Annotated in this window: 21 protein-coding genes; 11 read left to right on the top strand and 10 right to left on the bottom strand. The window is 70.8% G+C overall.

Features of this window, described 5'->3' with window-relative positions; translation table 11 throughout:
• Nucleotides 1–22: 22 nt before the first annotated feature.
• The 3 genes from Q8A52_RS35185 to Q8A52_RS35175 form a co-directional block, all read right to left on the bottom strand.
• The gene (locus Q8A52_RS35185) at nucleotides 23–1,258 is read right to left on the bottom strand and encodes a DUF5667 domain-containing protein (RefSeq protein WP_316758914.1); all 1,236 of its coding nucleotides are present in this window, start codon (nucleotides 1,256–1,258) and stop codon (nucleotides 23–25) included.
• A gap of 247 nt (nucleotides 1,259–1,505) precedes the next feature.
• Nucleotides 1,506–2,285: an ECF subfamily RNA polymerase sigma factor, BldN family gene (locus Q8A52_RS35180; protein WP_263211187.1), complete on the bottom strand. Its 780-nt coding sequence runs from the start codon at nucleotides 2,283–2,285 to the stop codon at nucleotides 1,506–1,508.
• 313 nt (nucleotides 2,286–2,598) lie between these two features.
• A complete protein-coding gene (locus Q8A52_RS35175; protein ID WP_316758911.1) occupies nucleotides 2,599–3,519 on the bottom strand; it encodes an HAD family hydrolase in 921 nt (306 codons plus the stop codon).
• A 94-nt stretch (nucleotides 3,520–3,613) separates the two neighbouring features.
• On the opposite strand from Q8A52_RS35175, the gene Q8A52_RS35170 reads away from it, so the two are divergent.
• The 5 genes from Q8A52_RS35170 (at nucleotide 3,614) to Q8A52_RS35150 (ending at nucleotide 9,320) form a co-directional block, all read left to right on the top strand.
• A complete protein-coding gene (locus Q8A52_RS35170) occupies nucleotides 3,614–3,898 on the top strand; it encodes a glutaredoxin family protein (RefSeq protein WP_316758910.1) in 285 nt (94 codons plus the stop codon).
• A 235-nt stretch (nucleotides 3,899–4,133) separates the two neighbouring features.
• Nucleotides 4,134–4,895: a redox-sensing transcriptional repressor Rex gene (locus tag Q8A52_RS35165; protein ID WP_316758908.1), complete on the top strand. Its 762-nt coding sequence runs from the start codon at nucleotides 4,134–4,136 to the stop codon at nucleotides 4,893–4,895.
• Nucleotides 4,892–6,649 (top strand): glutamyl-tRNA reductase, encoded by a 1,758-nt coding sequence (locus Q8A52_RS35160; RefSeq protein WP_316758907.1) that lies wholly within the window; start codon nucleotides 4,892–4,894, stop codon nucleotides 6,647–6,649. Before Q8A52_RS35165 ends, Q8A52_RS35160 begins: the two co-directional genes overlap by 4 nt.
• Nucleotides 6,646–7,617, top strand: coding sequence for a hydroxymethylbilane synthase (gene hemC / locus Q8A52_RS35155; RefSeq protein WP_316758906.1), 972 nt, complete (start codon nucleotides 6,646–6,648; stop codon nucleotides 7,615–7,617). Before Q8A52_RS35160 ends, hemC begins: the two co-directional genes overlap by 4 nt.
• Nucleotides 7,614–9,320 (top strand): bifunctional uroporphyrinogen-III C-methyltransferase/uroporphyrinogen-III synthase, encoded by a 1,707-nt coding sequence (locus Q8A52_RS35150; RefSeq protein ID WP_316758905.1) that lies wholly within the window; start codon nucleotides 7,614–7,616, stop codon nucleotides 9,318–9,320. Before hemC ends, Q8A52_RS35150 begins: the two co-directional genes overlap by 4 nt.
• 115 nt (nucleotides 9,321–9,435) lie before the next feature.
• On the opposite strand, the gene Q8A52_RS35145 is transcribed toward Q8A52_RS35150, so the two are convergent.
• The gene (locus tag Q8A52_RS35145; RefSeq protein ID WP_316758903.1) at nucleotides 9,436–10,002 is read right to left on the bottom strand and encodes a nucleoside deaminase; all 567 of its coding nucleotides are present in this window, start codon (nucleotides 10,000–10,002) and stop codon (nucleotides 9,436–9,438) included.
• A gap of 88 nt (nucleotides 10,003–10,090) precedes the next feature.
• On the opposite strand from Q8A52_RS35145, the gene Q8A52_RS35140 reads away from it, so the two are divergent.
• From Q8A52_RS35140 to hemB, 3 genes are all read left to right on the top strand, one after another.
• A complete protein-coding gene (locus tag Q8A52_RS35140) occupies nucleotides 10,091–11,068 on the top strand; it encodes an antibiotic biosynthesis monooxygenase (RefSeq protein ID WP_316758901.1) in 978 nt (325 codons plus the stop codon).
• Nucleotides 11,069–11,077: 9 nt separating this feature from the next.
• Nucleotides 11,078–12,442, top strand: coding sequence for an FAD-binding oxidoreductase (locus Q8A52_RS35135; RefSeq protein ID WP_316758899.1), 1,365 nt, complete (start codon nucleotides 11,078–11,080; stop codon nucleotides 12,440–12,442).
• 98 nt (nucleotides 12,443–12,540) lie between these two features.
• Nucleotides 12,541–13,533 (top strand): porphobilinogen synthase, encoded by a 993-nt coding sequence (gene hemB, locus Q8A52_RS35130; RefSeq protein ID WP_316758898.1) that lies wholly within the window; start codon nucleotides 12,541–12,543, stop codon nucleotides 13,531–13,533.
• Nucleotides 13,534–13,539: 6 nt separating this feature from the next.
• Here hemB and Q8A52_RS35125 read toward each other — a convergent pair whose 3' ends face one another.
• Together Q8A52_RS35125 and Q8A52_RS35120 are read right to left on the bottom strand one after the other, a co-directional pair.
• Nucleotides 13,540–13,665 (bottom strand): hypothetical protein, encoded by a 126-nt coding sequence (locus Q8A52_RS35125; RefSeq protein ID WP_316758948.1) that lies wholly within the window; start codon nucleotides 13,663–13,665, stop codon nucleotides 13,540–13,542.
• A 58-nt stretch (nucleotides 13,666–13,723) separates the two neighbouring features.
• Nucleotides 13,724–13,939 (bottom strand): hypothetical protein, encoded by a 216-nt coding sequence (locus Q8A52_RS35120; RefSeq protein WP_316758947.1) that lies wholly within the window; start codon nucleotides 13,937–13,939, stop codon nucleotides 13,724–13,726.
• 270 nt (nucleotides 13,940–14,209) lie between these two features.
• On the opposite strand from Q8A52_RS35120, the gene Q8A52_RS35115 reads away from it, so the two are divergent.
• Nucleotides 14,210–15,412, top strand: coding sequence for an aminotransferase-like domain-containing protein (locus Q8A52_RS35115; RefSeq protein ID WP_316758896.1), 1,203 nt, complete (start codon nucleotides 14,210–14,212; stop codon nucleotides 15,410–15,412).
• A 16-nt stretch (nucleotides 15,413–15,428) separates the two neighbouring features.
• Here Q8A52_RS35115 and Q8A52_RS35110 read toward each other — a convergent pair whose 3' ends face one another.
• From Q8A52_RS35110 to Q8A52_RS35100, 3 genes are read right to left on the bottom strand one after another with little or no spacing between them, the layout of a single operon-like run.
• The gene (locus tag Q8A52_RS35110; RefSeq protein WP_316758894.1) at nucleotides 15,429–16,154 is read right to left on the bottom strand and encodes a DUF4253 domain-containing protein; all 726 of its coding nucleotides are present in this window, start codon (nucleotides 16,152–16,154) and stop codon (nucleotides 15,429–15,431) included.
• Nucleotides 16,155–16,200: 46 nt separating this feature from the next.
• Nucleotides 16,201–16,386, bottom strand: a complete 186-nt coding sequence (locus Q8A52_RS35105) for a DUF397 domain-containing protein (protein ID WP_316758892.1) — start codon at nucleotides 16,384–16,386, stop codon at nucleotides 16,201–16,203.
• The gene (locus Q8A52_RS35100) at nucleotides 16,383–17,210 is read right to left on the bottom strand and encodes a helix-turn-helix domain-containing protein (protein ID WP_316758890.1); all 828 of its coding nucleotides are present in this window, start codon (nucleotides 17,208–17,210) and stop codon (nucleotides 16,383–16,385) included. Before Q8A52_RS35100 ends, Q8A52_RS35105 begins: the two co-directional genes overlap by 4 nt.
• Before the next feature lie 113 nt (nucleotides 17,211–17,323).
• On the opposite strand from Q8A52_RS35100, the gene Q8A52_RS35095 reads away from it, so the two are divergent.
• A complete protein-coding gene (locus Q8A52_RS35095) occupies nucleotides 17,324–17,773 on the top strand; it encodes an ATP-binding protein (RefSeq protein WP_316758889.1) in 450 nt (149 codons plus the stop codon).
• 1,587 nt (nucleotides 17,774–19,360) lie between these two features.
• Here Q8A52_RS35095 and argS read toward each other — a convergent pair.
• Nucleotides 19,361–21,127 (bottom strand): arginine--tRNA ligase, encoded by a 1,767-nt coding sequence (argS, locus tag Q8A52_RS35090; RefSeq protein WP_316758886.1) that lies wholly within the window; start codon nucleotides 21,125–21,127, stop codon nucleotides 19,361–19,363.
• 132 nt (nucleotides 21,128–21,259) lie between these two features.
• Between argS and lysS the strand changes: the two genes are divergently transcribed.
• Nucleotides 21,260–22,999, top strand: coding sequence for a lysine--tRNA ligase (gene lysS, locus Q8A52_RS35085; protein ID WP_316758884.1), 1,740 nt, complete (start codon nucleotides 21,260–21,262; stop codon nucleotides 22,997–22,999).
• The last annotated feature ends 74 nt before the right edge of the window (nucleotides 23,000–23,073 follow it).

Below are 23,073 nucleotides of genomic sequence, written 5' to 3'. Positions count from 1 at the left end.
CCCCGTCGCCGTGGTCCGTGGGCTAGTTGGCGTCGTTGCTGTCGATTCCCAGGCCCGGGAGGAGGCCCGGGAGGAGGGGTGGCAAGGTGACGTCCGGCTCTGTGGTCGGCGTCTTGCTGGTGGACGGGGAGGCGCTGCCGCTGCTCTTCGGCGGGTCGAGCAGGCCGCCCGTGGTGCCGCCGAGCAGGCCGTCGCTCTCGCTGCCGGAGGCCGAGCCGCTGGGGCTGCCCGTGCTCGAGCTACGGCTGGAGGAGGAGCTGCCCGTGGAGGGCGCGGTCGACCGGTGTGTGCCGGTGGAACCGGGGGACGCGGAGCCGGAGCCCTGCCGCTTGCCGTCCTCGGTCTGCGAGGGGGTCTGCGGGAGCAGGGACTGGAGCGGGGCGACCTCTTCGTCTATGGCGTCGAACACCGACGACACCTGGTCACTGACGTCCCCGAGCTGGACGGGCAGCCTGTCGCGGAGTGCGCCCCAGGCCTCACGGTGGGACCGCGAGAAGGCGGACAGAGCCTGGATGGGGCCCAGGGAGTCCGGGTCGCGCTCGTAGGCCGCGTGCAGCAGGCGGTGGCCCTCCGAGACGTCGTGCTGCATGCCGGACAGGGTGCGGCGGATCTCGCCGATGGACTCGTGGTCCAGCCGGCCGCTGCGCCCACGCTCCATCAGCCGCCTGGCCTCGCTCAGCCTCGTCGAGGCCTGGTCGAGGTAGGTCTGGCCGCGCTCGTCCTCTCCGTCGCTCAGGTAGTTGAGCTTGAAGTCCTCGATGCCGCGTTTGAGGCCGTAGAGCGAGTCACCGGGCAGTGCGTCGGAACTCGCGGCGGCCACTCCGCCGAAGGCCCCGGCGGCCACCCCTACGCTGAGCCCGCCGGCCGCGAGGCCCTTGGTCAGCCGTGAACGCGGTCGCAACTTCCCCAACGGGCCGGCCCGATGGGCGCCCTTGGCCCGGTGGGAACGCTGCTCGGGCACCGAAGGATCCGCCGCCCCGCCCACCGTGCCCTCCCGCAGCATGGCCTCCATCGCGGCCACGAGCTGGGCGCGTTGGACGACCTTGACCTCCGGGTCGAGCTCCGGCTTGGGCAATGCGCCCAGGCCGGCGGCGAGGGCCAGCAGCTGGCCCTGCTCGGTCCGTTCCACAGCCGCGGGCCCCGGTGGCGATGCTCCCGGACTCTCGGACTGCGTGGCCGCCGTGTCCCGGTCGGACTGCTCCTCCAGGGCCTGGGCGAAGGCGTTCGTCCGCCGGTGCGCCGATACGTTCGCGATCACTGGCGGCACCTCCTCTCGTCATGACGGTCGACTCCCCAGGGGGTCCTGAGGGTTGCACGGCCTCGAGCACTTCCACACGATCTGGTGATCAGGGTCGGCCCGGACGTGACCACAGGGAGCCTGTATCCCGCACAACGACTGGCGCGGCACTTGGGTTACGGACGGCAGATGAACGGATCAGAAAGACAACAGGCCCTCACGCAACGTGAGTTGGCCGTTGCCTACCGTGTCCGGGCGGCGGCGCGCGTCAGCGTGCGTCGTCGGGCAGGAGCCGGGCGAGGGTGCGCACGGCCCGGTACTGGAGGGTCTTGATGGCGCCCTCGTTCTTGCCCATCACCCGGGCCGTCTCCGCGACGGAGAGGCCCTGGAGGAAGCGGAGCGTCACGCACTCCTGCTGCTGCGGGTTGAGCCGCCGTACGGCGTCGAGCAGAGCGGCGTTGGAGAGCGACTCCAGGACCGAGTCCTCCGGGGAGCGCTCGACCTCGTTGGCGTCGAGCATTTCACCGGTCGTCACTTCGAGCCGGAAGCGGCTCGACTTGAAGTGGTCGGCGACCAGGTTACGGGCGATGGTGACCAGCCAGGCCCCGAAGTCGCGGCCCTGCCAGGTGAAGGTGCCGATGCGGCGCAGGGCGCGCAGGAACGTCTCACTCGTGAGGTCCTCGGCCGTCGCCTTGCCGCCGACGCGGTAGTAGATGTAGCGGTACACCGTGTCGCTGTACTGGTCGTACAGGCGACCGAAGGCCTCGGCCTCGCCGGACTGGGCGCGCTCGACGAGGTCCATCATCCGGGCGCTGTCACTGTCCGCGGCCGGACGGCGGGCGGTGGCCGCACCCGCCGAGCGGCCACGTCTGCCGACCGCGGCGCCGCCGTCGGCCAGTGCGTAGCACGGGCCCACGGGCGCGGCGGTGGCGAAGGCGGGGACGGCGGACGCGGTGGGGACGTAGCCGCGCAACAGCTGCTGGGCCGTCGCGACCGTTGCGCGCAGCGTAGCCAGGCCCGAGGCGTCAACCCCGACGTGTGGGTACACGGGACTCCCAGAGGCAGAGCTTCCATCACGTGCAGTGCGGAACCGTTCACCCGTCGTGGCGACGGAGAGGTACCGGTTTGCGTCCCAGGAGAATAACGCTTCGTGCAGGCGCTGCTACACCCAGTTGCTCAAATCATCGATTGCGTCGCTTCGGTAACCGTTTTACGCCACTTCAAGTGCCCTAGAGTGAACGCTTGTTGATCGGAAAAGTACGGGTTCCTACGGAGCGAGGGCGTGTTGAGGCGCCGGACGGAATAATCCGGCACCTGAGTGCGGCCGACCGGGGGTTTGTGGTGGTGGTGACCGAAAGCGTCTACCGACGGCGTCGGTGCAGGGCGATCGCGGCCGCGGTGCCGCCGGCGACCGCTCCGACCCCCGCCGCCGCGGGGATGCCGACCTTCGCCGCCTTGCGGCCGGTGCGGTAGTCGCGCAGCCGCCAGTCCTTCTCGCGGGCGTGTCGGCGCAGCTTGGTGTCCGGGTTGATCGCGTAGGGGTGGCCGACGAGCGAGAGCATCGGGATGTCGTTGTGCGAGTCGCTGTAGGCGGCGCAGCGGGAGAGGTCCAGTCCCTCCGCCGAGGCCAGCGCGCGGACCGCCTCCGCCTTCGCGGGGCCGTGCAGCGGCTCGCCGACCAGCTTGCCCGTGTAGACGCCGTCGACGGACTCGGCGACCGTGCCCAGGGCGCCGGTCAGGCCCAGGCGGCGGGCGATGACCCCGGCGATCTCCACGGGGGCCGCGGTGACCAGCCACACCCGCTGACCGGCGTCCAGGTGGGCCTGGGCCAGGGCCCGGGTGCCCGGCCAGATGCGCTCGGCCATGTACTCGTCGTAGATCTCCTCGCCGATCGACTGGAGCTCCGCGACGCGGTGCCCCTTCACGATCGACAGCGCGGAGTCGCGGGCGTCCTGCATGTGCTCGGGGTCCTCGACCCCGGCCAGCCTGAACCACGCCTGCTGCCAGGCGAACTTCGCGAGGTCGCGGGTCTCGAAGAACTTCCGCTTGTACAGGCCCCGGCCGAAGTGGAACAGCGCGGCACCCTGCATCACGGTGTTGTCCAGGTCGAAGAACGCGGCGGCCTTGTCGTCGCCGAGCACCGGGAAGTCGGGTTCTTCGTCGGGAACGCCGGCGGCGTCCTGCGAGGACTTGCGCGCTGCCTCCGCCGAGGCCTCGCCTGCCAACACGCTTCGCGCCGTGGCGGAGCGCCTACGGGGAGTGAGCCATCCGAGAGCGGCCATGGCGTGAGCATAGCCAGTTTGTTCGGTGGTTCCGGAGTCCGGAGGTTTGAAGGCTGTGAACTCTCCGCGACCACGCCGTTAAAGAAGCGGGACAATGGCCGACATGAGTCCACTCTTCCGTCGCAAGGCACCACCTCCCCAGGACCGGCTCGTCACTCTCGTCCGCAAGCCCGGGTGTCATCTGTGTGATGACGCACAACTCGTGGTGGAGAAGGTGTGCGGTGATCTCGGTGTGCCCTGGGAGCAGAAGGACATCACTCAGGATCCGCAATTGCACGACCAGTACTGGGAGCAGATTCCGGTCGTCCTGGTCGACGGTGAACAGCACACGTTCTGGCGGGTGAACGAGGAGCGCCTGCGCAAAGCACTGACCGACTAGTCCAAAGTTCCCCGGAAGGTCGCTTAGGATCGACGGCGACTTGGTCTTGGGGGCGGGATTGACGAGGAAGTGTGCGGTTTTGCCCCCAGGAGAGAAGCGCGTGACCCCGGTCACGTTGGCCGGGCAAATCGGACACCATCTTTGTGCACGCGTTCACAAAGACATAGCCTGCTGTCGACGGGGCGGTCTGGGTACGTGTGACCGCCCGCAGCCCCGCTCTACCCGCAGGAGCACCGTGGCAACTGGCCGAACTCACCGACCGGCGACCCGCAGCCGAGGGATTCCCGAGGCCACCGTCGCCAGGCTTCCGCTGTACCTCCGAGCCCTGACGGCACTGTCCGAGCGCTCGGTACCCACGGTCTCCTCCGAGGAACTGGCGGCCGCGGCGGGGGTCAACTCCGCCAAGCTGCGCAAGGACTTCTCCTACCTGGGCTCCTACGGAACGCGCGGTGTCGGCTACGACGTCGAGTATCTCGTCTACCAGATCTCCCGCGAACTGGGCCTCACCCAGGACTGGCCGGTTGTCATCGTCGGTATCGGTAACCTCGGCGCCGCTCTCGCCAACTACGGCGGCTTCGCCTCCCGTGGCTTCCGGGTCGCCGCGCTCATCGACGCCGACCCGGCGATGGCGGGCAAGCCCGTCGCCGGCATCCCGGTCCAGCACACCGACGACCTCGAGCGGATCATCGAGGACAACGGCGTCTCGATCGGCGTGATCGCCACCCCCGCGGGCGCCGCCCAGCAGGTCTGCGACCGCCTGGTCGCCGCCGGCGTCACCTCCATTCTGAACTTCGCGCCGACCGTGCTGTCCGTCCCGGACGGCGTCGACGTGCGCAAGGTCGACCTCTCCATCGAGCTGCAGATCCTCGCCTTCCACGAGCAGCGCAAGGCCGGCGAGGAAGCCACCCCCGACGGCGGCGCCCCGGCCGTCGCAGACCGCAAGGACTCCGCCGACCAGGGGCCCGACGGGGACGTACCCGCCGTGATGCCGGCATGAGTCTCCTCGTCGTCGGGCTGAGTCACCGCAGCGCTCCGGTGAGCGTGCTGGAGCGGGCCGCGCTCTCCATGGACTCCCAGGCCAAGCTGCTCCAGGACACGGTCGCCGCCGAGCCGGCCACCGAGGCCGCGGTGCTCGCCACCTGCAACCGCATCGAGCTGTACGCCGACGTGGACAAGTTCCACGCCGGTGTCGCCGAGCTGTCCACGCTGCTCGCCCGGCACAGCGGCGTCGGCCTGGAGGAGCTCACCCCCTACCTCTACGTGCATTACGAGGACCGGGCCGTCCACCACTTCTTCTCGGTGGCCTGCGGACTGGACTCGATGGTCATCGGCGAGGGCCAGATCCTCGGCCAGATCAAGGACTCCCTGGCCACGGCCCAGGAGCTGCACTCAGCCGGCCGGCTGCTGAACGACCTGTTCCAGCAGTCCCTGCGGGTCGGCAAGCGCGCCCACTCCGAGACCGGCATCGACCGCGCCGGGCAGTCCCTGGTCACCTTCGGCCTGGAGCAGCTGGCCGCGGGCACCGATGTGCAGGCCTGGGCCGGGGGCAAGAAGGCCCTGGTCATCGGCGCCGGCTCGATGTCCTCGCTGGCCGCCGCGACGCTTGCGCGCGCCGGGGTCGCCGAGGTCGTCGTCGCCAACCGCACCCTCGAGCGCGCCGAGCGCCTCGCCCAGATCCTCACCGAGAGCGCCGAGACGCACCTGGCGGCCCGCGCGGTACCGATGGAATCGGTGCCGTTCGAGCTGACACGTGCCGACGTCGCCGTGTCCTGCACGGGAGCCACGGGCCTGGTACTCACGGCGGAGGCGGTCGCGCAGGCCGTCACGGGCCGCACCGGGGAGCCCGTCGCCGGGGCCGAGGACGGTTCCCGTACGGCGGTCAAGACGGACGTACGCACGGCTCCGCTGCCGCCCACCGGCGTCGGCACCGAGGAGAACTGCCCCCTCGACCTCCCCGCCGTCCAGGCCACCGCGGGCTTCTCCGTGCACGGCGAGGCCGCCGTCGCCGGCATGGCCGCCGCCGAGCTGGAGCAGCACGCGGCCTGGGTGGACAACGGCGCCCCGGACGCCCCCGGCCGCGACCGGCGCACGTCCGCCGCGCCGGGTGCGGTCGTCGCGCTCGACCCGGCCGAGGACGCCGAGGCGATCGCCGCCCTGGCCGCCACCGTGGCGCTGGTCGGCCGGATCCCCGAGCGCCGCAAGCCCGAACCGGTGGCCGAGATACCGCGCCCGGCCCCCGCGCTCTTCCTCCTCGACCTCGCCATGCCCCGCGACATCGACGCCGCCGTGCACCGGCTGGCCGGGGTGCGGCTGGTGGACATCGAGTCGCTGGCCGAGGCGGCGGCGGACGCGCCGATGGCAGCCGATGTGGACCAGGTCCGGCGGATCGTCTCCGACGAGGTCGCGGCCTTCGGGGCGGCCCAGCGGGCCGCGCACATCACGCCCACCGTGATCGCGCTGCGCACCATGGCCGCCGATGTCGTCGCGGGCGAGATCGCCCGGCTCGACGGACGGCTCCCCGACCTGGACGAACGCCAGCGCGGCGAGATCCGGCAGGCCGTGCACCGCGTCGTCGACAAGCTGCTGCACGCGCCGACCGTACGGGTCAAGCAGCTCGCGGCCGAGCCCGGCGGCGCCGGGTACGCGGACGCGCTGCGCACCCTGTTCGACCTCGACCCGGAGACGGTGGCCTCCGTCTCCCGCGCCGAGGACAGCACCGAGAACCAGGCCAAGAACCGAGGGCCAGCATGAGTACCAAGGCACTGAGACTGGGGACCAGGCGAAGCAAACTCGCCATGGCCCAGTCGGGGCAGGTGGCGGACGCCGTACGCCAGGTGACCGGACGGCCCGTCGAGCTCGTCGAGATCACCACGTACGGCGACACGTCCCGTGAGCACCTCGCGCAGATCGGCGGCACGGGTGTGTTCGTCACGGCGCTGCGTGACGCGCTGCTGCGTGGGGAGGTCGACTTCGCGGTTCACTCGCTGAAGGACCTCCCGACCGGGCAGCCCGCGGAACTGGTGCTGGCCGCCATTCCCGAGCGCGAGGACCCGCGTGACGTGATCGTCGCCCGGGACGCCCTGAAGTTCACCGACCTCCCGCGGGGTGCCCGCATCGGTACGGGTTCGCCGCGCCGCATGGCGCAGCTGAACGCGTACGCGCGCAGCCATGGGCTGGACATGGAGACGGTCCCGATCCGGGGCAACGTCGACACCCGCATCGGCTTTGTGCGGGACGGGGAGCTGGACGCGGTCGTGCTGGCCGCGGCCGGCCTGAACCGCATGGGCCGGATCGATGAGGTGACCGACTTCCTGTCGGTCGACACGGTTCTGCCCGCCCCCGGCCAGGGGGCCCTGGCGATCGAGTGCAGGGCGGGGAACACCGCCCAAGACGCTGCCCTGATCGCGGCGCTCGGCGAGCTCGACGACCCGTTCACGCGGGCCGCCGTGACCGCCGAGCGGTCACTGCTCGCCGCCCTGGAGGCCGGCTGCAGCGCCCCTGTGGGCGCGCTGGCCGACCTTCTGGCCAGCGGGCAGATTGCCAAGGAAATGCGCCTGCGCGGCGTCGTCGGCACGACCGACGGCTCCCGTACGGTGCAGCTGTCCACCACCGGTCCCGTGCCCGAGACGTACGACCAGGCAATGGAGCTCGGTCGCGAACTCGCCACCGAGATGCTTGCCCAGGGCGCGGCCGGTCTGATGGGGGAGCGAGCACATTGAGCCCCACCACCCTTCCCGCCGGTCCGGAACACGGGCACGTCACCTTCCTCGGTGCCGGACCCGGGGATCCGGGACTGCTGACTCTGCGCGCCGTGGAGGCGCTGTCGAACGCGGACGTCCTGATCGCCGAGCACGACGTGCTCGACGTCATCCGGACGCACGCCCGACAGGGTGTCTCCGTCGTGCCAACGGACCCGGATTCGTCGTTGGATACGTATCCGGGCAAGGGCACGCCTCAACTAGCGGTCGTTGACGGCGCGTCAACAGCCGCTGCGGTCCCGTCGGTGCGGGATGCCGCTCATCTTGTCATGGAGGCCGCGCGGGGCGGCAGGCGGGTCGTGCGTGCGGTGTCCGGGGACCCCGGGCTCGACGCGTACGCCGCCGAGGAGATGCTGGCGTGCGCCGCCGCCGGGGTGCTCTTCGAGGTGGTCCCCGGTGTCGCGGCCGCGGTCGGTGTGCCCGCGTACGCCGGTGTGCCGCTGCGGGACGCGCAGGGCGCGGACGTCCGGTTCGTGGACGCCCGTACGGCGTCCGACCGTTGCTGGACTGAGGTGGGCGCGTCGGACGGCACGGTCGTCGTCTCGACGACGCTGGACTCCGTGGCCGCGGCGGCGGGCGAACTGGTGGCCGCCGGCCGCAAGCCGGACACCCCGTTGACGGTCACCGTCGCCGGTACGACGACGCGTCAGCGCACCTGGACCGCCACGCTCGGCACCATCGCGCAGACCCTGAAGCAGGCGAAGGTGCTGCCGTCCCCGGAGGGCGGCCGGCCGGTGATAGCCGTGGTCGGTGAGCGTTCCGCCGCCGCCCAGCGCGACCAGTTGTCGTGGTTCGAGTCCAAGCCGCTGTTCGGCTGGAAGGTGCTCGTACCGCGTACGAAGGAGCAGGCGGCGTCGCTCTCCGACCAGTTGCGGTCGTACGGTGCCGTGCCGCACGAGGTGCCCACGATCGCCGTCGAGCCGCCGCGGACGCCCCAGCAGATGGAGCGTGCGGTCAAGGGCCTGGTGACCGGCCGCTACGAGTGGATCGCCTTCACGTCGGTCAACGCGGTGAAGGCCGTGCGCGAGAAGTTCGAGGAGTACGGCCTCGACGCGCGTGCCTTCGCGGGCATCAAGGTGGCCGCGGTCGGCGAGCAGACGGCCAAGGCATTGATCGCCTTCGGCGTGAAGCCGGACCTGGTGCCGAGTGGCGAGCAGTCCGCCGCGGGCCTCCTGGAGGACTGGCCGCCGTACGACCCGGTCTTCGACCCGATCGACCGCGTCTTCCTCCCCCGGGCGGACATCGCCACGGAGACCCTCGTCGCCGGGCTGATCGAGCTGGGCTGGGAGGTCGACGACGTCACGGCGTACCGCACCGTGCGGGCGTCGCCGCCGCCGGCGGAGACACGGGAGGCGATCAAGGGCGGTGGCTTCGACGCCGTTCTCTTCACCTCCTCCTCCACGGTCCGGAACCTGGTGGGCATCGCGGGCAAGCCGCACAACGTGACGGTGATCGCGTGCATCGGCCCGGCGACGGCGAAGACGGCGGAGGAGCACGGCCTGCGCGTCGACGTCATGGCTCCCGAACCGTCCGTCCACAAGCTCGCGGAGGCCCTGGCCGACTTCGGCCTGCGCCGCCGGAGCGCGGCACTCGAGGCCGGAGACCCCGTCACGCGCCCGAGCGAGCGCCGGCCGGGGGCCCGGCGGCGCCGGTCCACGACCTGAGCGGGCTCCGTCCCTGCAGTGAGGTGCATGCCCCGCCGTCTTGTACTGGCACAGGAGACGGCGGGGCTTCGCAATTTGTGCGGGTAGTAGGCGGGCGTCGAGCGTTCTTCGTGCCTCAGTAGGCGTGCCGGTCGGCCTTGTGGGTCCAGGCTTCGTAGGCCTCGGCGCCGAGTTCGGGGAGGATCTGCTCGATGTGGATGCGGCGCTCGTCGAGGGGCCGCTGGAAGTCCTCGTACTGGAACGAGTCGTCGAAGCCGATTTCCCGCGTGGCCGTCAGATCGCAGCTGTAGTAGACGTCGTCGATCCGTGACCAGTAGATGGCGCTCATGCACATCGGGCAGGGCGCGCCGCTGATGTAGATCGAGCAGCCCTGGAGCATCTTGGCCCGCTCCGGCACCGGGTCGGGGGATCCCTCGGGGCGCGGAACGTATTCGAGTGTGCTCTCGTTCTGGTGTTCCGGCGATATCGACGGCGCCGCGGGGTTCAGGCGCTGTATGGCCTTGCGGATCGTCTCCATTTCGGCGTGCGCGGTGGGATCGCCGGTGAGCAGTACACGGTTCTGTCCCGTGGCCACGATTTCGCCGTCCCGGGTGAGCACGGCGCCGAACGGCCCGCCCCAGCCCTTCACGACGGATTCTGTGGCCAGCCGTACCGCTTCGGCCAGGAACTCTTTGTGACCCATGTCGGACCTCCACTCAGCACTGCCGAGGAAATTGCCCCGTATTTCCACCATTTGTCCGATAACTACCCTTTGAACTAGACTACTCCGTATGGGTTCTCGTGCAATCCATGCCTCGGCCGGGGACGGCCCGACCGTTGTGACCTCCCAAAAGGTGCGGGAGGGCTGCGAAGACGACTATCAGCGCTGGCAGGAGCGAACCAACCGGGCCGTGCGCGCATTCGACGGATTCGAGGGGACGGAAATGTATCCCCCGGGCGTCGGTGACGAGCGCGCCTGGGTGGTGGTCTTCCGTTTCTCCCGACTCGACCAGCTGACCGCCTGGCTGGACTCCAGCGAGCGCCGGGAACTGCTGGCCGAGGCCCGCCCGCTGTTCGACGGGACACCGACGCAGGAAGTCCTGGCCGGCGGTGCGCCGCCGGCCGCCAAGGAGGAAGCCGTCACGGCGGTCATCTCCCATCATGTGCGCCCCGGCCGCGAGGCGGACTTCGCCCGGTGGCAGGCCAAGGCCTTCAAGGCCCAGGCGAAGTTTCCGGGGTTCATGGGCAACGAGCTGTTCCGGCCGGTCGAGGGGATCCAGGACAACTGGGTCGTCGCCTTCCGCTTCGACACCCGCCAACACCTCGACGAATGGCTGGAGTCGGACACCCGCCAAAAGCTCCTGGAGGAGGGTGAGCACTACTTCTCCGGCTACGACGTGCACAAGGTGGGGTCGGCCTTCAGCGGCTGGTTCCGGTTCGGCGCGGGCGCCGACAGCGCGGTCCCGCCCAACTGGAAGCAGGCCATGTCCGTGGTGCTGGCCCTCTATCCCACCGTGATGGTCCTGAACCTGACGGTCGGTCGGGTGCTGACCGACCTCCGGGTGCCCGGCTACCTCAGCCTGTTCATCTCGAACGTGCTGAGCGTTTCCATTCTGACCTGGTTCATGATGCCCCTGGTGAACCGCATCTTCGCCTTCTGGCTGGCGCCCCAGTGGGCGCGTTCCGTGCGCACCCATGTGGCGGGGGCCGCCCTCGTGATGCTGGGCTGGGCGCTGTGCATCCTGATTTTCGGTGTGACGAGCGGCTGAGGAGCCGGCATGAGCGAAGAGATCGAGGGAGAAATCGTCCGACGGGGCGACGCCGCCTACGACAGCACCTGGTCGGCCATGCTGTGGAACGAGCTCAAGCCGCAGCGCTTTCCCGATCTGATCGTCCGGGTCGCCTCCGAGCGCGACGTCCCGGCCGCCGTCCGGCTGGCCCGCTCCGAGGGGCACCGGATCGCCCTGCGCTCCCACGGACACAGCTGGTGCGGCTCACCGCTGCGTGACGGCGGCATGCTCATTGACCTCTCCGCGCTCAGCGCATACGAGTTGGACCCGGCTTCGCGCACCGCCGACGTGCAACCGGCGCTCAGCGGACGCGAGTTGGTCGCCGCGCTCGCCCCGCACGGCCTCGCCTTCCCGGCCGGGCACTGCGGACCCGTGGCCCTCGGCGGCTATCTGCTCAGCGGTGGCCTCGGCTGGAACTCGGGCGTTCTCGGGCCGGCCGCCGCAAGCGTGCGGGCGGTCGAGGTGGTCACGGCGGACGGCTCCACCCTCACCTGCAGCAAGGACGAGCACGCCGACTTGTTCTGGGCCGCCCGTGGCGCGGGTCCCGGCTTCTTCGCCGTCGCCACGCGCTTCCATCTGTCGCTGTACGACCTGCCGACGGCGGTCGCCGAGACCACGTACGCCTTTCCCCTGGCCGACGTCGAACCGGTGACCCGCTGGGCCACCACGGCGGCCAAGCGGCTGCCGGCGAACGTCGAGGCGTCCTTCATGCTCGCGACCGCCTCCCCGGACTACGCGACGGCGACGCCGAGGCCCAAGGTGATCAGCTTCACCGGCACGGCCTTCGCCCGCACGCATGCGGAGGCCGTCGAATGCCTGGAGCCGCTGCGGGACTGCCCACTGGCCGACCGCGCCCTGTTCCGCAAGGTGGAAGAGCCCAGGACCTTCGAGGATCTGTACGACACGTCGTCCCGCTTCTGGCCCCGGGGCCACCGCAATGTCGTGGACACCTTGTGGTCGGACACCGGGTACGAGACCCTGCTGCCCGCGCTCGCCGCCTCGGTCGCCGACGCCCCCTCCGAGCAGTCGCTGGTCCTCGCGCCCCTGTGGCCGGTCTCGCGGGACCGCACCCTCTCGCGCGACATGGCCTTCCCGGTCCTGGGCGAGACCTATCTCGCCCCCTTCGCGACCTGGGACGACCCGGCCGCGGACGCCGTCAATGTGCGCTGGCTGCGGGACACCATGCGGATCGTCGAGCCGTACGGAACCGGCCACTACATCGCCGAGGCCGACCTCACCGCCGATCCGTCCCGGGCCCGGCGGTCGTACACCCCGGCCGGCTGGGAGCGGCTGCGGGCGCTGAAGGCCGCGTACGACCCGGAGAATGTCTTCCACACCTATCTCACGCCGTGACACCGGCCGGGCCGGGCTGCCCGGGCGGGCCGGGCTGCCCGGGCGGGCCGACAGGGCGTCGGCAAAGGGGCCCCTGAGCCAGGCGTAGCGTAGAGCGCATGACGAAGTACGGCTCCTTCCCCGGTTCGCGTCCCCGGCGACTGCGGACCTCCCCCGTGATGCGTCGCATGGTCGCCGAGACCCGGCTGCACCCCGCCGACCTCATCCTTCCCGCTTTTGTGCGCGAAGGGGTCAGTGAGCCGGTGCCGATCGCCGCCATGCCCGGTGTCGTGCAGCACACGCGGGACAGCCTGAAGAAGGCGGCCGCGGAGGCGGTCGAGGCGGGGATCTCCGGGATCATGCTCTTCGGCGTGCCGGAGGAGGGGAAGAAGGACGCCCTCGGCACTCCGGGGACGGATCCGGACGGGATTCTGCAGGTCGCCATCCGCGATGTGCGGGCCGAGGTCGGGGACGAGCTGCTGGTGATGTCCGATCTGTGCCTCGACGAGACCACCGATCACGGGCACTGCGGGGTGCTCGACGACCAGGGCCGCGTCGACAACGACGCCACCTTGGAGCGGTACGCCGAGATGGCGCAGGTGCAGGCCGACGCGGGTGCCCATGTCGTCGGGCCCAGCGGAATGATGGACGGGCAGATCGGGGTCGTCCGCGACGCGCTCGACCAGATCGGCCGCGAGGACGTCGCCATCCTCGCCTACACCGCCAAGTACTCCTCCGCCTTCTACGGCCCCTTCCGCGAGGCCGTCGCCTCCTCGCTCAAGGGCGACCGCAAGACCTACCAGCAGGACCCCGCCAACTGGCGGGAGTCCCTGCGGGAGTTGGCCCTCGATCTGGAGGAGGGGGCCGACATGGTGATGGTGAAGCCCGCCGGGCCCTACCTCGACATCCTGACGAGGGTCGCGGCCGCCGTCGACGTGCCCGTCGCCGCGTACCAGATCTCCGGCGAGTACTCGATGATCGAGGCCGCCGCCGAGAAGGGCTGGGTCGACCGCGACCGCGCCATCCTGGAGACGTTGACGGGCATCAAGCGGGCCGGCGCCCGGAACATCCTCACCTACTGGGCCACCGAGGCCGCCCAGCGGCTGCTCTGACCCGGCTCACCGGTTGAGGACGTCGTCCGCCTTCTGCTGCCAGTGCGTGACCTTCAGCGAGCTGTCGTAGTACACGCCCTTGGCCGGCAGCGACGGCGTCGCCGACGCCCCGCCGCTGCTGTTGGGCGTCATGCCCTGGGTCGTGGCCGCCGTGGCGGAGGACCGCGACGCGCCTTTGTCCTTGATCCCGTCATCGCCGTTGCACGCCGTTCCCGCTGGGCGGCTCGGGCTGGGTCGAGGAGGGGACGACCAAGTTCTGAGAGGACGTGCCGGTGTCCGCCGGAGGGTGCCGGGAGGCCGAGGAGGACGGTCCCTCGTCGCGTATGCCCTGGCCGTCCTCACAGGCCGAGAGCGTGAACACGGCGACCAGGGCGAGTGCTGCGGCGGCGAGGGGACGTGGGGGCATGGGGGGCTCCTGGGCGCGAGGGGGGCGTATGTGGAACGGCGCTCGGTGTGCCCCCAGCCTGTGAGGAGACCCCGGCCGTTCGCCACCTTTCTCGCGTGATTCGGGACGCCTGAACCAGGACCACATGTCTGACCTGCGGAAAGGGAATGGTCTGGGACGGCGTTCCGGGACGGGCGGGGCGTCCGGATCGCGGAATTACAGGTGTAGGCAGCAGCTACCTTCCTAGGCTGCGGGCACGGACACACACCCGCAGCCGAAGGAGCCGTTGCCATGACCGTCACCGAGCCCGCTGCCTCCACCGCCCCCGTCCCGCTGCTCGCCGCGCGGGCCCGTACGGTCGGCGGCTCGCCCGTGCGGGACATCCTCGCGGTCACCGCGCGCCCCGAGGTGATCAACTTCGCGGGCGGACTGCCGGCGCCGGAGCTGTTCGACCGCGAGGGCATCGCGGCCGCGTTCCACCAGGTCCTGGCCCAGGTCCCGGAGCGAGCGCTGCAGTACTCCACGACGGAGGGCGAGCCGACGCTGCGGGCGGGACTCGCCGCCCGTATCTCCGCACAAGGGCTGCCGACCGCTGCCGACGACCTGCTGATCACCACCGGCTCGCAGCAGGCACTCTCACTCCTTTCCACTGCCCTGCTCGACCCCGGGGACACCGTTCTGGTCGAAAGTCCCTGCTATCTGGCGGCACTTCAGGTGTTCGGGCTCGCGGGCGCGCGAGTGGTGGCCGTGCCGGGCGACGACGACGGGGTGGACCCGGCGGCGCTGGAGGAGCTGATACGAAGCGAGCGGCCCAAGCTGCTCTACCTCGTCCCGACCTTCCAGAACCCCACCGGCCGCACCATGTCCACCGGCCGCCGCGCCGCCGTGGCCTCGGCCGCCGCCCGGCACGGCCTGTGGATCGTCGAGGACGACCCGTACGGCGAACTGCGCTACGAGGGCGCGCGGGTGCCGTGGATCGCCACCCATCCCGGCGCCGAGGACCGCACCGTCCTCCTCGGCTCCTTCTCCAAGGTCATGGCACCGGGCCTGCGCCTCGGCTGGCTGCGCGCCCCCGCCGACCTGCTGCGCGCCTGCGCGGTCGCCAAGCAGGCGGCGGACCTGCACACACCGACCCTCAACCAGCTTGCCGCGGCACGCTACTTGGATGTGCTGGACGACCACGTGGCGAAGGTGCGGGCGGTCTACGGCGAACGCCGGAACGCCATGCTCGCCGGACTTCCCGAAGCGCTCCCGGAGGGCTCGGCCTGGAACCGCCCCGAGGGCGGCATGTTCCTCTGGGCCCGCCTGCCGGACCCGTACGACACCACGGCCCTGCTCCCCCAGGTGGTGAAGCAGGACGTGGCGTACGTCCCGGGCGCGCCCTTCTACGCCGCGGCCCCCGACCACTCGACCTTGCGCCTGTGCTTCGTGACGCAGACTCCCGAGGAGATCGGGGAGGGGCTGCGGAGACTTGCCAGGGGGCTCGGCGTGTGAGGCAGCGTCGGCCGGGTCAGTCCCACCAGAAGGACCAGGTGCGCGCGCCGACCAGGCGCTTGGCGTACCCCGGGAGGTCCTCCCCGGTCTCGTCCGGGCAGAACGCGAAGTGCTCGACGGCGAGCGCCTCCGCCTCGGCCGGTGTACTGGGCGGCGCCGCGACCGAGAGGGTCAGCCGGGCGTAGGAGAGCGCTATGGCACGGGCGCCGAAGCGGTCCTCCCAGGAACGCAGTACGGCGCAGAGGCGGGCCACGTCGGGCTCGTAGTTGAGGGGGCCGGTCCAGCCGAAGGCCGCCGGGACGTCGGCGGAACGGCGCGCCGGGACGAGGGCCAGCCGGTGGTCCGCCGACCTGGGAGCCGACTCCAGCAGGGCCGCCACCGCCTCGGCCGCCCGCGCCTCCGGGTCCGCCTCGGGCGTCCCGGCCGGCGCGAGTCCGGGCCACTGGTCCCACGCCTCGGCCAGCACCTCCTCCGCGTCGTGGTCCCCGGGGTACGACGTCTCCTCGGGGAGCAGCTCCCAGTTCTCCGGGCCGCCCAGTTCACCGCCGACGTCTATGAGCAGCGGGAGGAGTCCGGCCTTGCGTGGGGCGCGCTGGAGCGCGGTCCAGCCACTGAGCGACGCGGGGCCGTCGGCGCACCACAGCAGCTCGTCGATCACACGCCCGGGCGGGAGTTGAAGCCCCAGCGAGCGGCCGCTCGGGTCGGTCGCCAATGTGGGCAGCGGGTTGGGAAGAGTCGCCATGCCAGTGACTGTAAGCGCAGGCACTGACAGTGGCCTCAGCGGGCCCTCATGCCTTGAGAGACGTGGTGAAGGCGGCCCAACTGGCCGGGGTGACCAGGAGGGTTGGGCCGTCTTCGGGGTTGTTCTTGGAGTCGCGGATGTGGATGGTGCGGGGGGTGGGGGCGACTTCGAGGCACTGGCCGCCTTCGTCGTCGCTGTAGGTCGACTTGAACCATTGAAGTGCGGTACTCATCGCTCTCCTAGCAGACGGTCCAGCAGGCCAATCGAGTCCTCGGGGGACAGGGCCTGCGACCGCAGCATCGCATACTTTCGCGCAAGGATGGACACCTCATTAGGGTCGGCTACCCATTGGCTCCCACGGTGGGATTCGGTGTAGGCGAGGTGCTGGTGGTCGGGCGTTTCGAGCAGGGTGAACGGGCCCGCAGTACCGGCATGCGAGGTGCGGTTGAGGGGCAGGAACTGCAGGGAAAGACCTGGCAGTTGAGCGTGCTGCCGCAAACTGCGGAGCTGCTCTCGATGGACCTGCATGCCTCCCACCGGGAATAGGAGTGCCGGCTCCCAGATGACGAAGCTCAGTGTCGGAGGGTCCTTGCGGTGCAGGACCACCTGGCGCTCAAGCCGGGCCGACGTCTTTGCTGTGACCTCGTCCTCGTCGAATGCGGGGATTCGACTGCGGAAGACCGCGCGGGCGTATTCCTCGGTCTGGAGGATGCCAGGCACAAGTAGGGCGTCGAACCAGGAGAGGGCGATTGCCTCGCGTTCGTGATCGATGTACTGCTCCGCGTACAGTGGGAACTGGTCGATCTCCGGCAGGTTGTCCACCCCGGCGCTCAACAAGCCCTTGGTCTCGAGGAGTTCGTCCAGCAGCTCGGCCAGGTCCCGTTTCAGCGGCCGTCGGCCCTGTTCGATCGACGCGATCGTCTCCTCGTCCACCATGAGCCGCTCGCCGAGCCCACGTTGTGTGAAACCGGCCGCGCGGCGAGCCGTCCCGACCTGGACGCCCAGCATCTTCATGGCCGAGAGGTTCTTCTTCCGCGGAAGCTTCTTGGAGTTCATGCCGGTCCAACTCCCCACGCCTGCCCGTACGCGACCCCGTATGAACCCGTACAAAAAATCCGTACGGGCTCACTCAGTGATCCACGCTAGTCACTCTGCGCGACCTTCGTCCCGTGAACGTCGAAACCGAACTCCCCCACCAGCGCGACCAGTTCTACGGCCGTGACCGCCGCTCCGTGCCCGCAGCCAGGCGGTTCACCTGGTGGTCGTTGAGGTACTGGGGGCTCGACGACTGGGAACGCGCCGAGGACGTGTCGCTGTGCGTGAGCGAGCTCGCGACCAACGCGCTGGTGCACGGAGTGCCGGCCGGGCGCGGCTTCCTGCTGCGGCTCCGGTACGACGGCGAGGTCCTGCGGGTCGAGGTGCACGACAGCGGGCCCGGCGTACCGAGGGTCGCCGACGAGGCGGACGAGGGCGGGCGCGGACTGCTGCTCGTGGCGGCGCTCTCCGACAAGTGGGGGGTGGGGGAGCGGGACTTGGGGAAACTGGTGTGGGCCGAGTTCGCAAGTGACCGTGGGGCCGCCCGCTTCTTTGTCAGTGTCGTGCCTCCGCGCCCCGAGTAAAGGGCGCTCCGTTCCACTTCGTTCCACTGCGCGTCGGCTTCGGCGATGGCCCTGCGGGCCACCCTTGACTAGGGGCGCTCCAGCACGGGTGAGAAGCGAGCGGGCGGCCGGGGGAAAGTGGCCGGCTTGGGGCACCATCCCTTGGGTGGGCTGCGTTCGCGTCCGGGGTGGTGGGGGCGCGGTCGCGCCTCGCCAGCACGCCGGGCTGGCTTGGCGGCCAACGGCCGGTGATGGGTGGCCGGGACGCGGGGGCTGGGTGGCGGCACGCCGGGTGGGCTTGGCGGCTTGCGGCCGGTGGGTGGTGGATCGGCAGTGCGCCGGTGCGGACTGGGGCGGGGCGGGACCGGATGGGGCCGGCCGGGGCCTGGCTGGGGGTCGGCTGGGGGCTGGGTGGCAGTGATTGGAGTGTCTGGGCCGCCGTCGGGGTGCACGCCCGCAGGTCGGGTGTGCCCTGGGCGGCCCAAAGGTGCCAATCACTCAACATGGGGAGGGGCTTGTGCCTCCCTCGTCACATTGGGCTCATCCGGCGTCGGGGGGGGGGAGAGACAGCCCAAGCCGTCAGCCGCCAAGCCCTCCCGGCGTGCCGCCCCCCAGCCCCCGCGCTCGCCACTCACTGGCCGTGAGCCGCCAAGCCCTCCCGGCGTGCCGCCACTCGGCCGATGCGCGCCCCACCGCCTACCGGCCGTCAGTCGCTGAGCCGTCCCGGCGTGCCGCCACTCGTCCGATGCGCGCACCGCCGCTCACCGGCCGTCAGCCGCTGAGCCGACCCGGCGTGCCGCCACCCAGCCGATGCGCGCCCCACCGCCTACCGGCCGCAAGTCGCTGAGCCCTCCCGGCGTGCCGCCACTCGGCCGCCGCGCCCCGGCCACCCGCCGGCTGCAAGCCGCCGAGCCCTCCCGGCGTGCCGCCATTCAGCCCCCGCGTCCCGGCCACCCATCACCGGCCGCAAGCCGCCAAGCCCTCCCGGCGTGCCGCCACCCAGCCGATGCGCGCACCGCCACCCACCGGCCGCAAGCCGCCAAGCCCTCCCGGCGTGCCGCCACTCGGCCGATGCGCGCACCGCCGCTCACCGGCCGCAAGCCGCTGAGCCCTCCCGGCGTGCCGCCACTCAGCCGCCGCGCCCCGGCCACCCACCGGCCGTTCGCCGCTAAGCCCTCCCGGCGTGCCGCCACCCAGCCCCCGCGCCCCGGTCACCCATCACCGGCCGTTCGCCGCCAAGCTCTCCCGGCGTGCCGCCACTCAGCCGCCGCGTCCCGGCCACCCATCACCGGCCGTTCGCCGCCAAGCCCTCCCGGCGTGCCGGCGAGGCGCGACCGCGCACCCGTCAACCCCGGGCCGGGGCGCAGCCGACGGTTGCCCGCGGACCCCGCTCGGCCACCCGTCTTTCCGGGCCGCTCGCTCGCTTCTCACCCGTGCTGGAACGCCCCTAGTCAAGGGTGCCCCGAAGGGGCATCGGCGAAGCCGACGCGACCGGAGGGAGCGCCCTTTACTCGGGGCGTGGAAGCACGACACTGGCAAAGAAGCGGGCGGCCCCCACGGTCACTTGGTAACCGTCGGGGCCGCCGACTCCGTACGACGCCTCACGCCTCAGAGACGCTCGGGCGTCCGGATGCCCAGCAGGGCCATGCCCCGGTGCAGTGTGCGGGCCGTGAGGTCGACCAGGAACAGGCGGTTCTGCACCTGCTCCGGGGTCTCGGCCTTCAGGACCGGGCACTGGTCGTAGAAGGACGTGAGCAGCGTCGCCAGCTGGTAGAGGTACGCGGCCAGCTTGTGCGGCTCGTACGCCGACGCCACCTCCAGGACCGTCTCCGCGAACTGGTCCAGGTGCAGGCCCAGCGCGCGCTCGGCGGGCGCCAGCTCCAGCTCCGGGTGGGCGGCGGGGCGGGCCTCGCCGGCCTTGCGGAGGATCGACTGGATACGGGCGTACGCGTACTGGAGGTAGACGGACGTGTCGCCGTTCAGCGAGACCATCTGGTCCAGGTCGAACTTGTAGTCGCGCACGGCGGAGGTCGACAGGTCGGCGTACTTCACCGCGCCGATGCCGACGTACCGGCCGTTCTCGACGATCTCCTGCTCGGACAGGCCCACCTTCTCGGCCTTCTCGCGGACGACGGCGGTGGCGCGGTCGACCGCCTCGTCGAGGAGGTCCTGCAGCTTGACCGTCTCGCCCGCACGGGTCTTGAACGGCTTGCCGTCCTTGCCGAGGACCGTGCCGAAGGCGAGCTGCTGCGCGGTCACGTCGTCGTTCAGCCAGCCCGCCCGGCGGGCCGTTTCGAAGACCATCCGGAAGTGCAGGGCCTGCCGGGCGTCGACGACGTACAGGATCGTGTTCGCCTTCAGGTTGAAGACGCGGTCGCGGATCGCCGAGAGGTCGGTGGCCGCGTAGCCGTAGCCGCCGTCCGACTTCTGCACGATCAGCGGGACCGGCTTGCCGTCCGGGCCCTTGACGTCCTCGAAGAAGACGCACAGGGCGCCCTCGGAGCGGACCGCGACACCGGACTCCTCCAGGAGGCGGCAGGTCTCGGCCAGCATGTCGTTGTAGCCGGACTCGCCGACGATGTCGGGGTCCCGGACCTCCATGTCCAGCTTCTCGAAGACGGAGAAGAAGTAGATCTTCGACTCGTCCACGAACTTCTGCCACATGGCGAGCGTCTTCGGCTCACCGGCCTGCAGATCGACCACCCGGCGGCGGGCCCGCGTCTTGAACTCCTCGTCGGAGTCGAAGAGCTTCCGCGCTGCCTTGTAGAGGCGGTCGAGGTTCGACATCGCCTCCTCGCCGGTCACCTCGCCGGCCTTGTGGTCCAGCTCGTGCGGGTGCTCGTCCAGGTACTGGATGAGCATGCCGAACTGGGTGCCCCAGTCGCCGATGTGGTGCCGGCGGACCACGGTCTCGCCGGTGAACTCCAGGATCTGGACCACCGCGTCGCCGATCACGGCGGAGCGCAGATGGCCGACGTGCATCTCCTTGGCCACGTTCGGCTGGGCGTAGTCGATCACCGTGGTGCCGGGCTGCTCCGCGAACGGCACGCCGAGGCGGTCCGCGTCCGCGTACCGCGCGGCCAGGTTCTCGGTGATCGCCTTGTCGCTGATGGTGATGTTGAGGAAGCCGGGGCCGGAGACCTCGATCTCCTTGATCACGTCACCCGCGACGACCTGGGAGACGACCTGCGTGGCCAGCTCCCTCGGGTTCGCCTTCGCCTTCTTGGCGAGCGCCAGGATCCCGTTGGCCTGGAAGTCGGCCCGGTCGCTTCGTCGCAGCAGCGGGTCCGCGGAACCGGCGTCCGGCAGGGCCGCCGAGAGTGCCGTCGCGAGGTGCTGCTGGACTGAGTCGCTGAGGGACGTGACCGGGGCCATAGGAATGGGTGCCGTTCTCCTCGTGGGGATGGATAGACCCAGCCAGTATCCCATGGGAGGTAAAGCGGTTTTCCCGGTCGCGGGTCGGTCTGGGAGTATGGAGGTCCCACAAGAGTTCCAGGACAAGAGGACGTGCCGAACGTGGCTCAGAGCACCGAGACCACCGACTGGGTCTCCCGTTTCGCGGATGAGGTCATCGAGGAGTCGGAGCGTCGGGCCCCGGGCAAACCGGTCGTCGTCGCCTCCGGTCTGTCGCCCTCGGGTCCCATCCACCTGGGGAACCTGCGCGAGGTCATGACCCCGCACCTCGTCGCCGACGAGATCCGGCGGCGCGGGCACCAGGTGCGCCACCTCATCTCCTGGGACGACTACGACCGTTACCGCAAGGTGCCCGCGGGCATCGCCGGTGTCGACGAGTCCTGGGCCGAGCACATCGGCAAGCCGCTGACCTCGGTGCCCGCCCCGAAGGGGTCGCCGTACCCGAACTGGGCCGAGCACTTCAAGGCGGCCATGATCGAGTCCCTCGCCGAGATGGGCGTGGAGTTCGACGGGATCAGCCAGACCGCGCAGTACACCTCCGGTGTCTACCGCGAGCAGATCCTGCACGCGATGAAGCACCGCGGTGACATCGACGCGATCCTCGCCCAGTACCGGACCAAGCCGAAGGCCAAGAAGCAGGGCCAGAAGCCCGTCGACGAGGCCGAGCTGGAGGCCGAGGAGGGCTCCGGCGCGGCGAGCGAGGACGACGGCAGCTCCGGCTCCGCCGGATACTTCCCGTACAAGCCCTACTGCGGCAACTGCGGCAAGGACCTCACCACCGTCACCTCGTACGACGACGACACCACCGAGCTGGCCTACACCTGCAACGAGTGCGGCTTCTCGGAGACCGTCCGGCTGACCGAGTTCAACCGCGGCAAGCTGGTGTGGAAGGTCGACTGGCCGATGCGGTGGGCGTACGAGGGGGTCGTGTTCGAGCCCTCCGGTGTCGACCACTCCTCGCCCGGCTCCAGCTTCCAGGTCGGCGGCCAGATCGTCGGGATCTTCGACGGCAAGCAGCCGATCGGTCCGATGTACGCGTTCGTGGGCATCTCCGGCATGGCCAAGATGTCCTCGTCGCGCGGTGGGGTGCCGACCCCGGCCGACGCGCTGAAGATCATGGAGCCGCAGCTGCTGCGCTGGCTGTACGCCCGCCGCCGGCCCAACCAGTCGTTCAAGATCGCCTTCGACCAGGAGATCCAGCGGCTGTACGACGAGTGGGACAAGCTCGAGGGCAAGGTCGCCGACGGCTCCGCCCTCCCGGCGGACGTCGCCGCGCACTCGCGCGCGGTGCGTACGGCGGGCGGCGAGCTGCCGAAGACGGCGCACCCGCTGCCGTACCGGACGCTGGCCTCCGTCGCCGACATCACCGCCGGCCACCAGGACCAGGCGCTGCGCATCCTGTCCGAGCTCGACCCGGCCGACCCGCTCGGCTCGCTGGACGAGGCCCGGCCGCGCTACGACAGGGCCGAGGCCTGGATCAACACGCACGTGCCCGCCGACCAGCGGACCATCGTGCGCGAGGAGCCGGACGTCGAGCTGCTGAAGTCCCTCGACGAGGCCTCCCAGCAGTCGCTGCGGCTGCTGCTCGACGGGCTCGCCGAGCACTGGTCCCTGGACGGGCTGACCCACCTCGTGTACGGCGTGCCCAAGGTCCAGGCCGGGTTCTCCGCCGACGCCACGCCCAAGGAGCTGCCGCCGGAGATCAAGACCGCCCAGCGGACGTTCTTCGCGCTGCTGTACCACCTGCTCGTCGGCCGTGACACCGGTCCGCGGCTGCCCACGCTGCTGCTGGCGGTGGGGCAGGACCGGGTGCGGGCCCTGCTCGGGGAGTAGGACGGCGTACCGATGTGAAGAGGGGCCCTCGCCTGAGGGCCCCTCTTCCTGCTTCCTGTGCTCGTACGGATCTT

Source organism: Streptomyces herbicida (genome assembly GCF_032656585.1).
In the GTDB taxonomy this organism is placed as follows: Bacteria; Actinomycetota; Actinomycetes; order Streptomycetales; family Streptomycetaceae; genus Streptomyces; species Streptomyces herbicida.
This window is presented reverse-complemented; position numbering and strand designations above follow the sequence as displayed.

Coding starts and splice junctions, on each gene's coding strand:
- Q8A52_RS35175 (WP_316758911.1), bottom strand. CDS start 3,519: ATGGCCGCTCTCGGATGGCTCACTCCCCGTAGGCGCTCCGCCACGGCG.
- Q8A52_RS35170 (WP_316758910.1), top strand. CDS start 3,614: ATGGCCGACATGAGTCCACTCTTCCGTCGCAAGGCACCACCTCCCCAG.
- Q8A52_RS35160 (WP_316758907.1), top strand. CDS start 4,892: ATGAGTCTCCTCGTCGTCGGGCTGAGTCACCGCAGCGCTCCGGTGAGC.
- hemC (WP_316758906.1), top strand. CDS start 6,646: ATGAGTACCAAGGCACTGAGACTGGGGACCAGGCGAAGCAAACTCGCC.
- Q8A52_RS35145 (WP_316758903.1), bottom strand. CDS start 10,002: ATGGGTCACAAAGAGTTCCTGGCCGAAGCGGTACGGCTGGCCACAGAA.
- Q8A52_RS35140 (WP_316758901.1), top strand. CDS start 10,091: ATGGGTTCTCGTGCAATCCATGCCTCGGCCGGGGACGGCCCGACCGTT.
- Q8A52_RS35135 (WP_316758899.1), top strand. CDS start 11,078: ATGAGCGAAGAGATCGAGGGAGAAATCGTCCGACGGGGCGACGCCGCC.
- hemB (WP_316758898.1), top strand. CDS start 12,541: ATGACGAAGTACGGCTCCTTCCCCGGTTCGCGTCCCCGGCGACTGCGG.
- Q8A52_RS35125 (WP_316758948.1), bottom strand. CDS start 13,665: ATGACGCCCAACAGCAGCGGCGGGGCGTCGGCGACGCCGTCGCTGCCG.
- Q8A52_RS35120 (WP_316758947.1), bottom strand. CDS start 13,939: ATGCCCCCACGTCCCCTCGCCGCCGCAGCACTCGCCCTGGTCGCCGTG.
- Q8A52_RS35115 (WP_316758896.1), top strand. CDS start 14,210: ATGACCGTCACCGAGCCCGCTGCCTCCACCGCCCCCGTCCCGCTGCTC.
- Q8A52_RS35110 (WP_316758894.1), bottom strand. CDS start 16,154: ATGGCGACTCTTCCCAACCCGCTGCCCACATTGGCGACCGACCCGAGC.
- Q8A52_RS35105 (WP_316758892.1), bottom strand. CDS start 16,386: ATGAGTACCGCACTTCAATGGTTCAAGTCGACCTACAGCGACGACGAA.
- Q8A52_RS35100 (WP_316758890.1), bottom strand. CDS start 17,210: ATGAACTCCAAGAAGCTTCCGCGGAAGAAGAACCTCTCGGCCATGAAG.
- argS (WP_316758886.1), bottom strand. CDS start 21,127: ATGGCCCCGGTCACGTCCCTCAGCGACTCAGTCCAGCAGCACCTCGCG.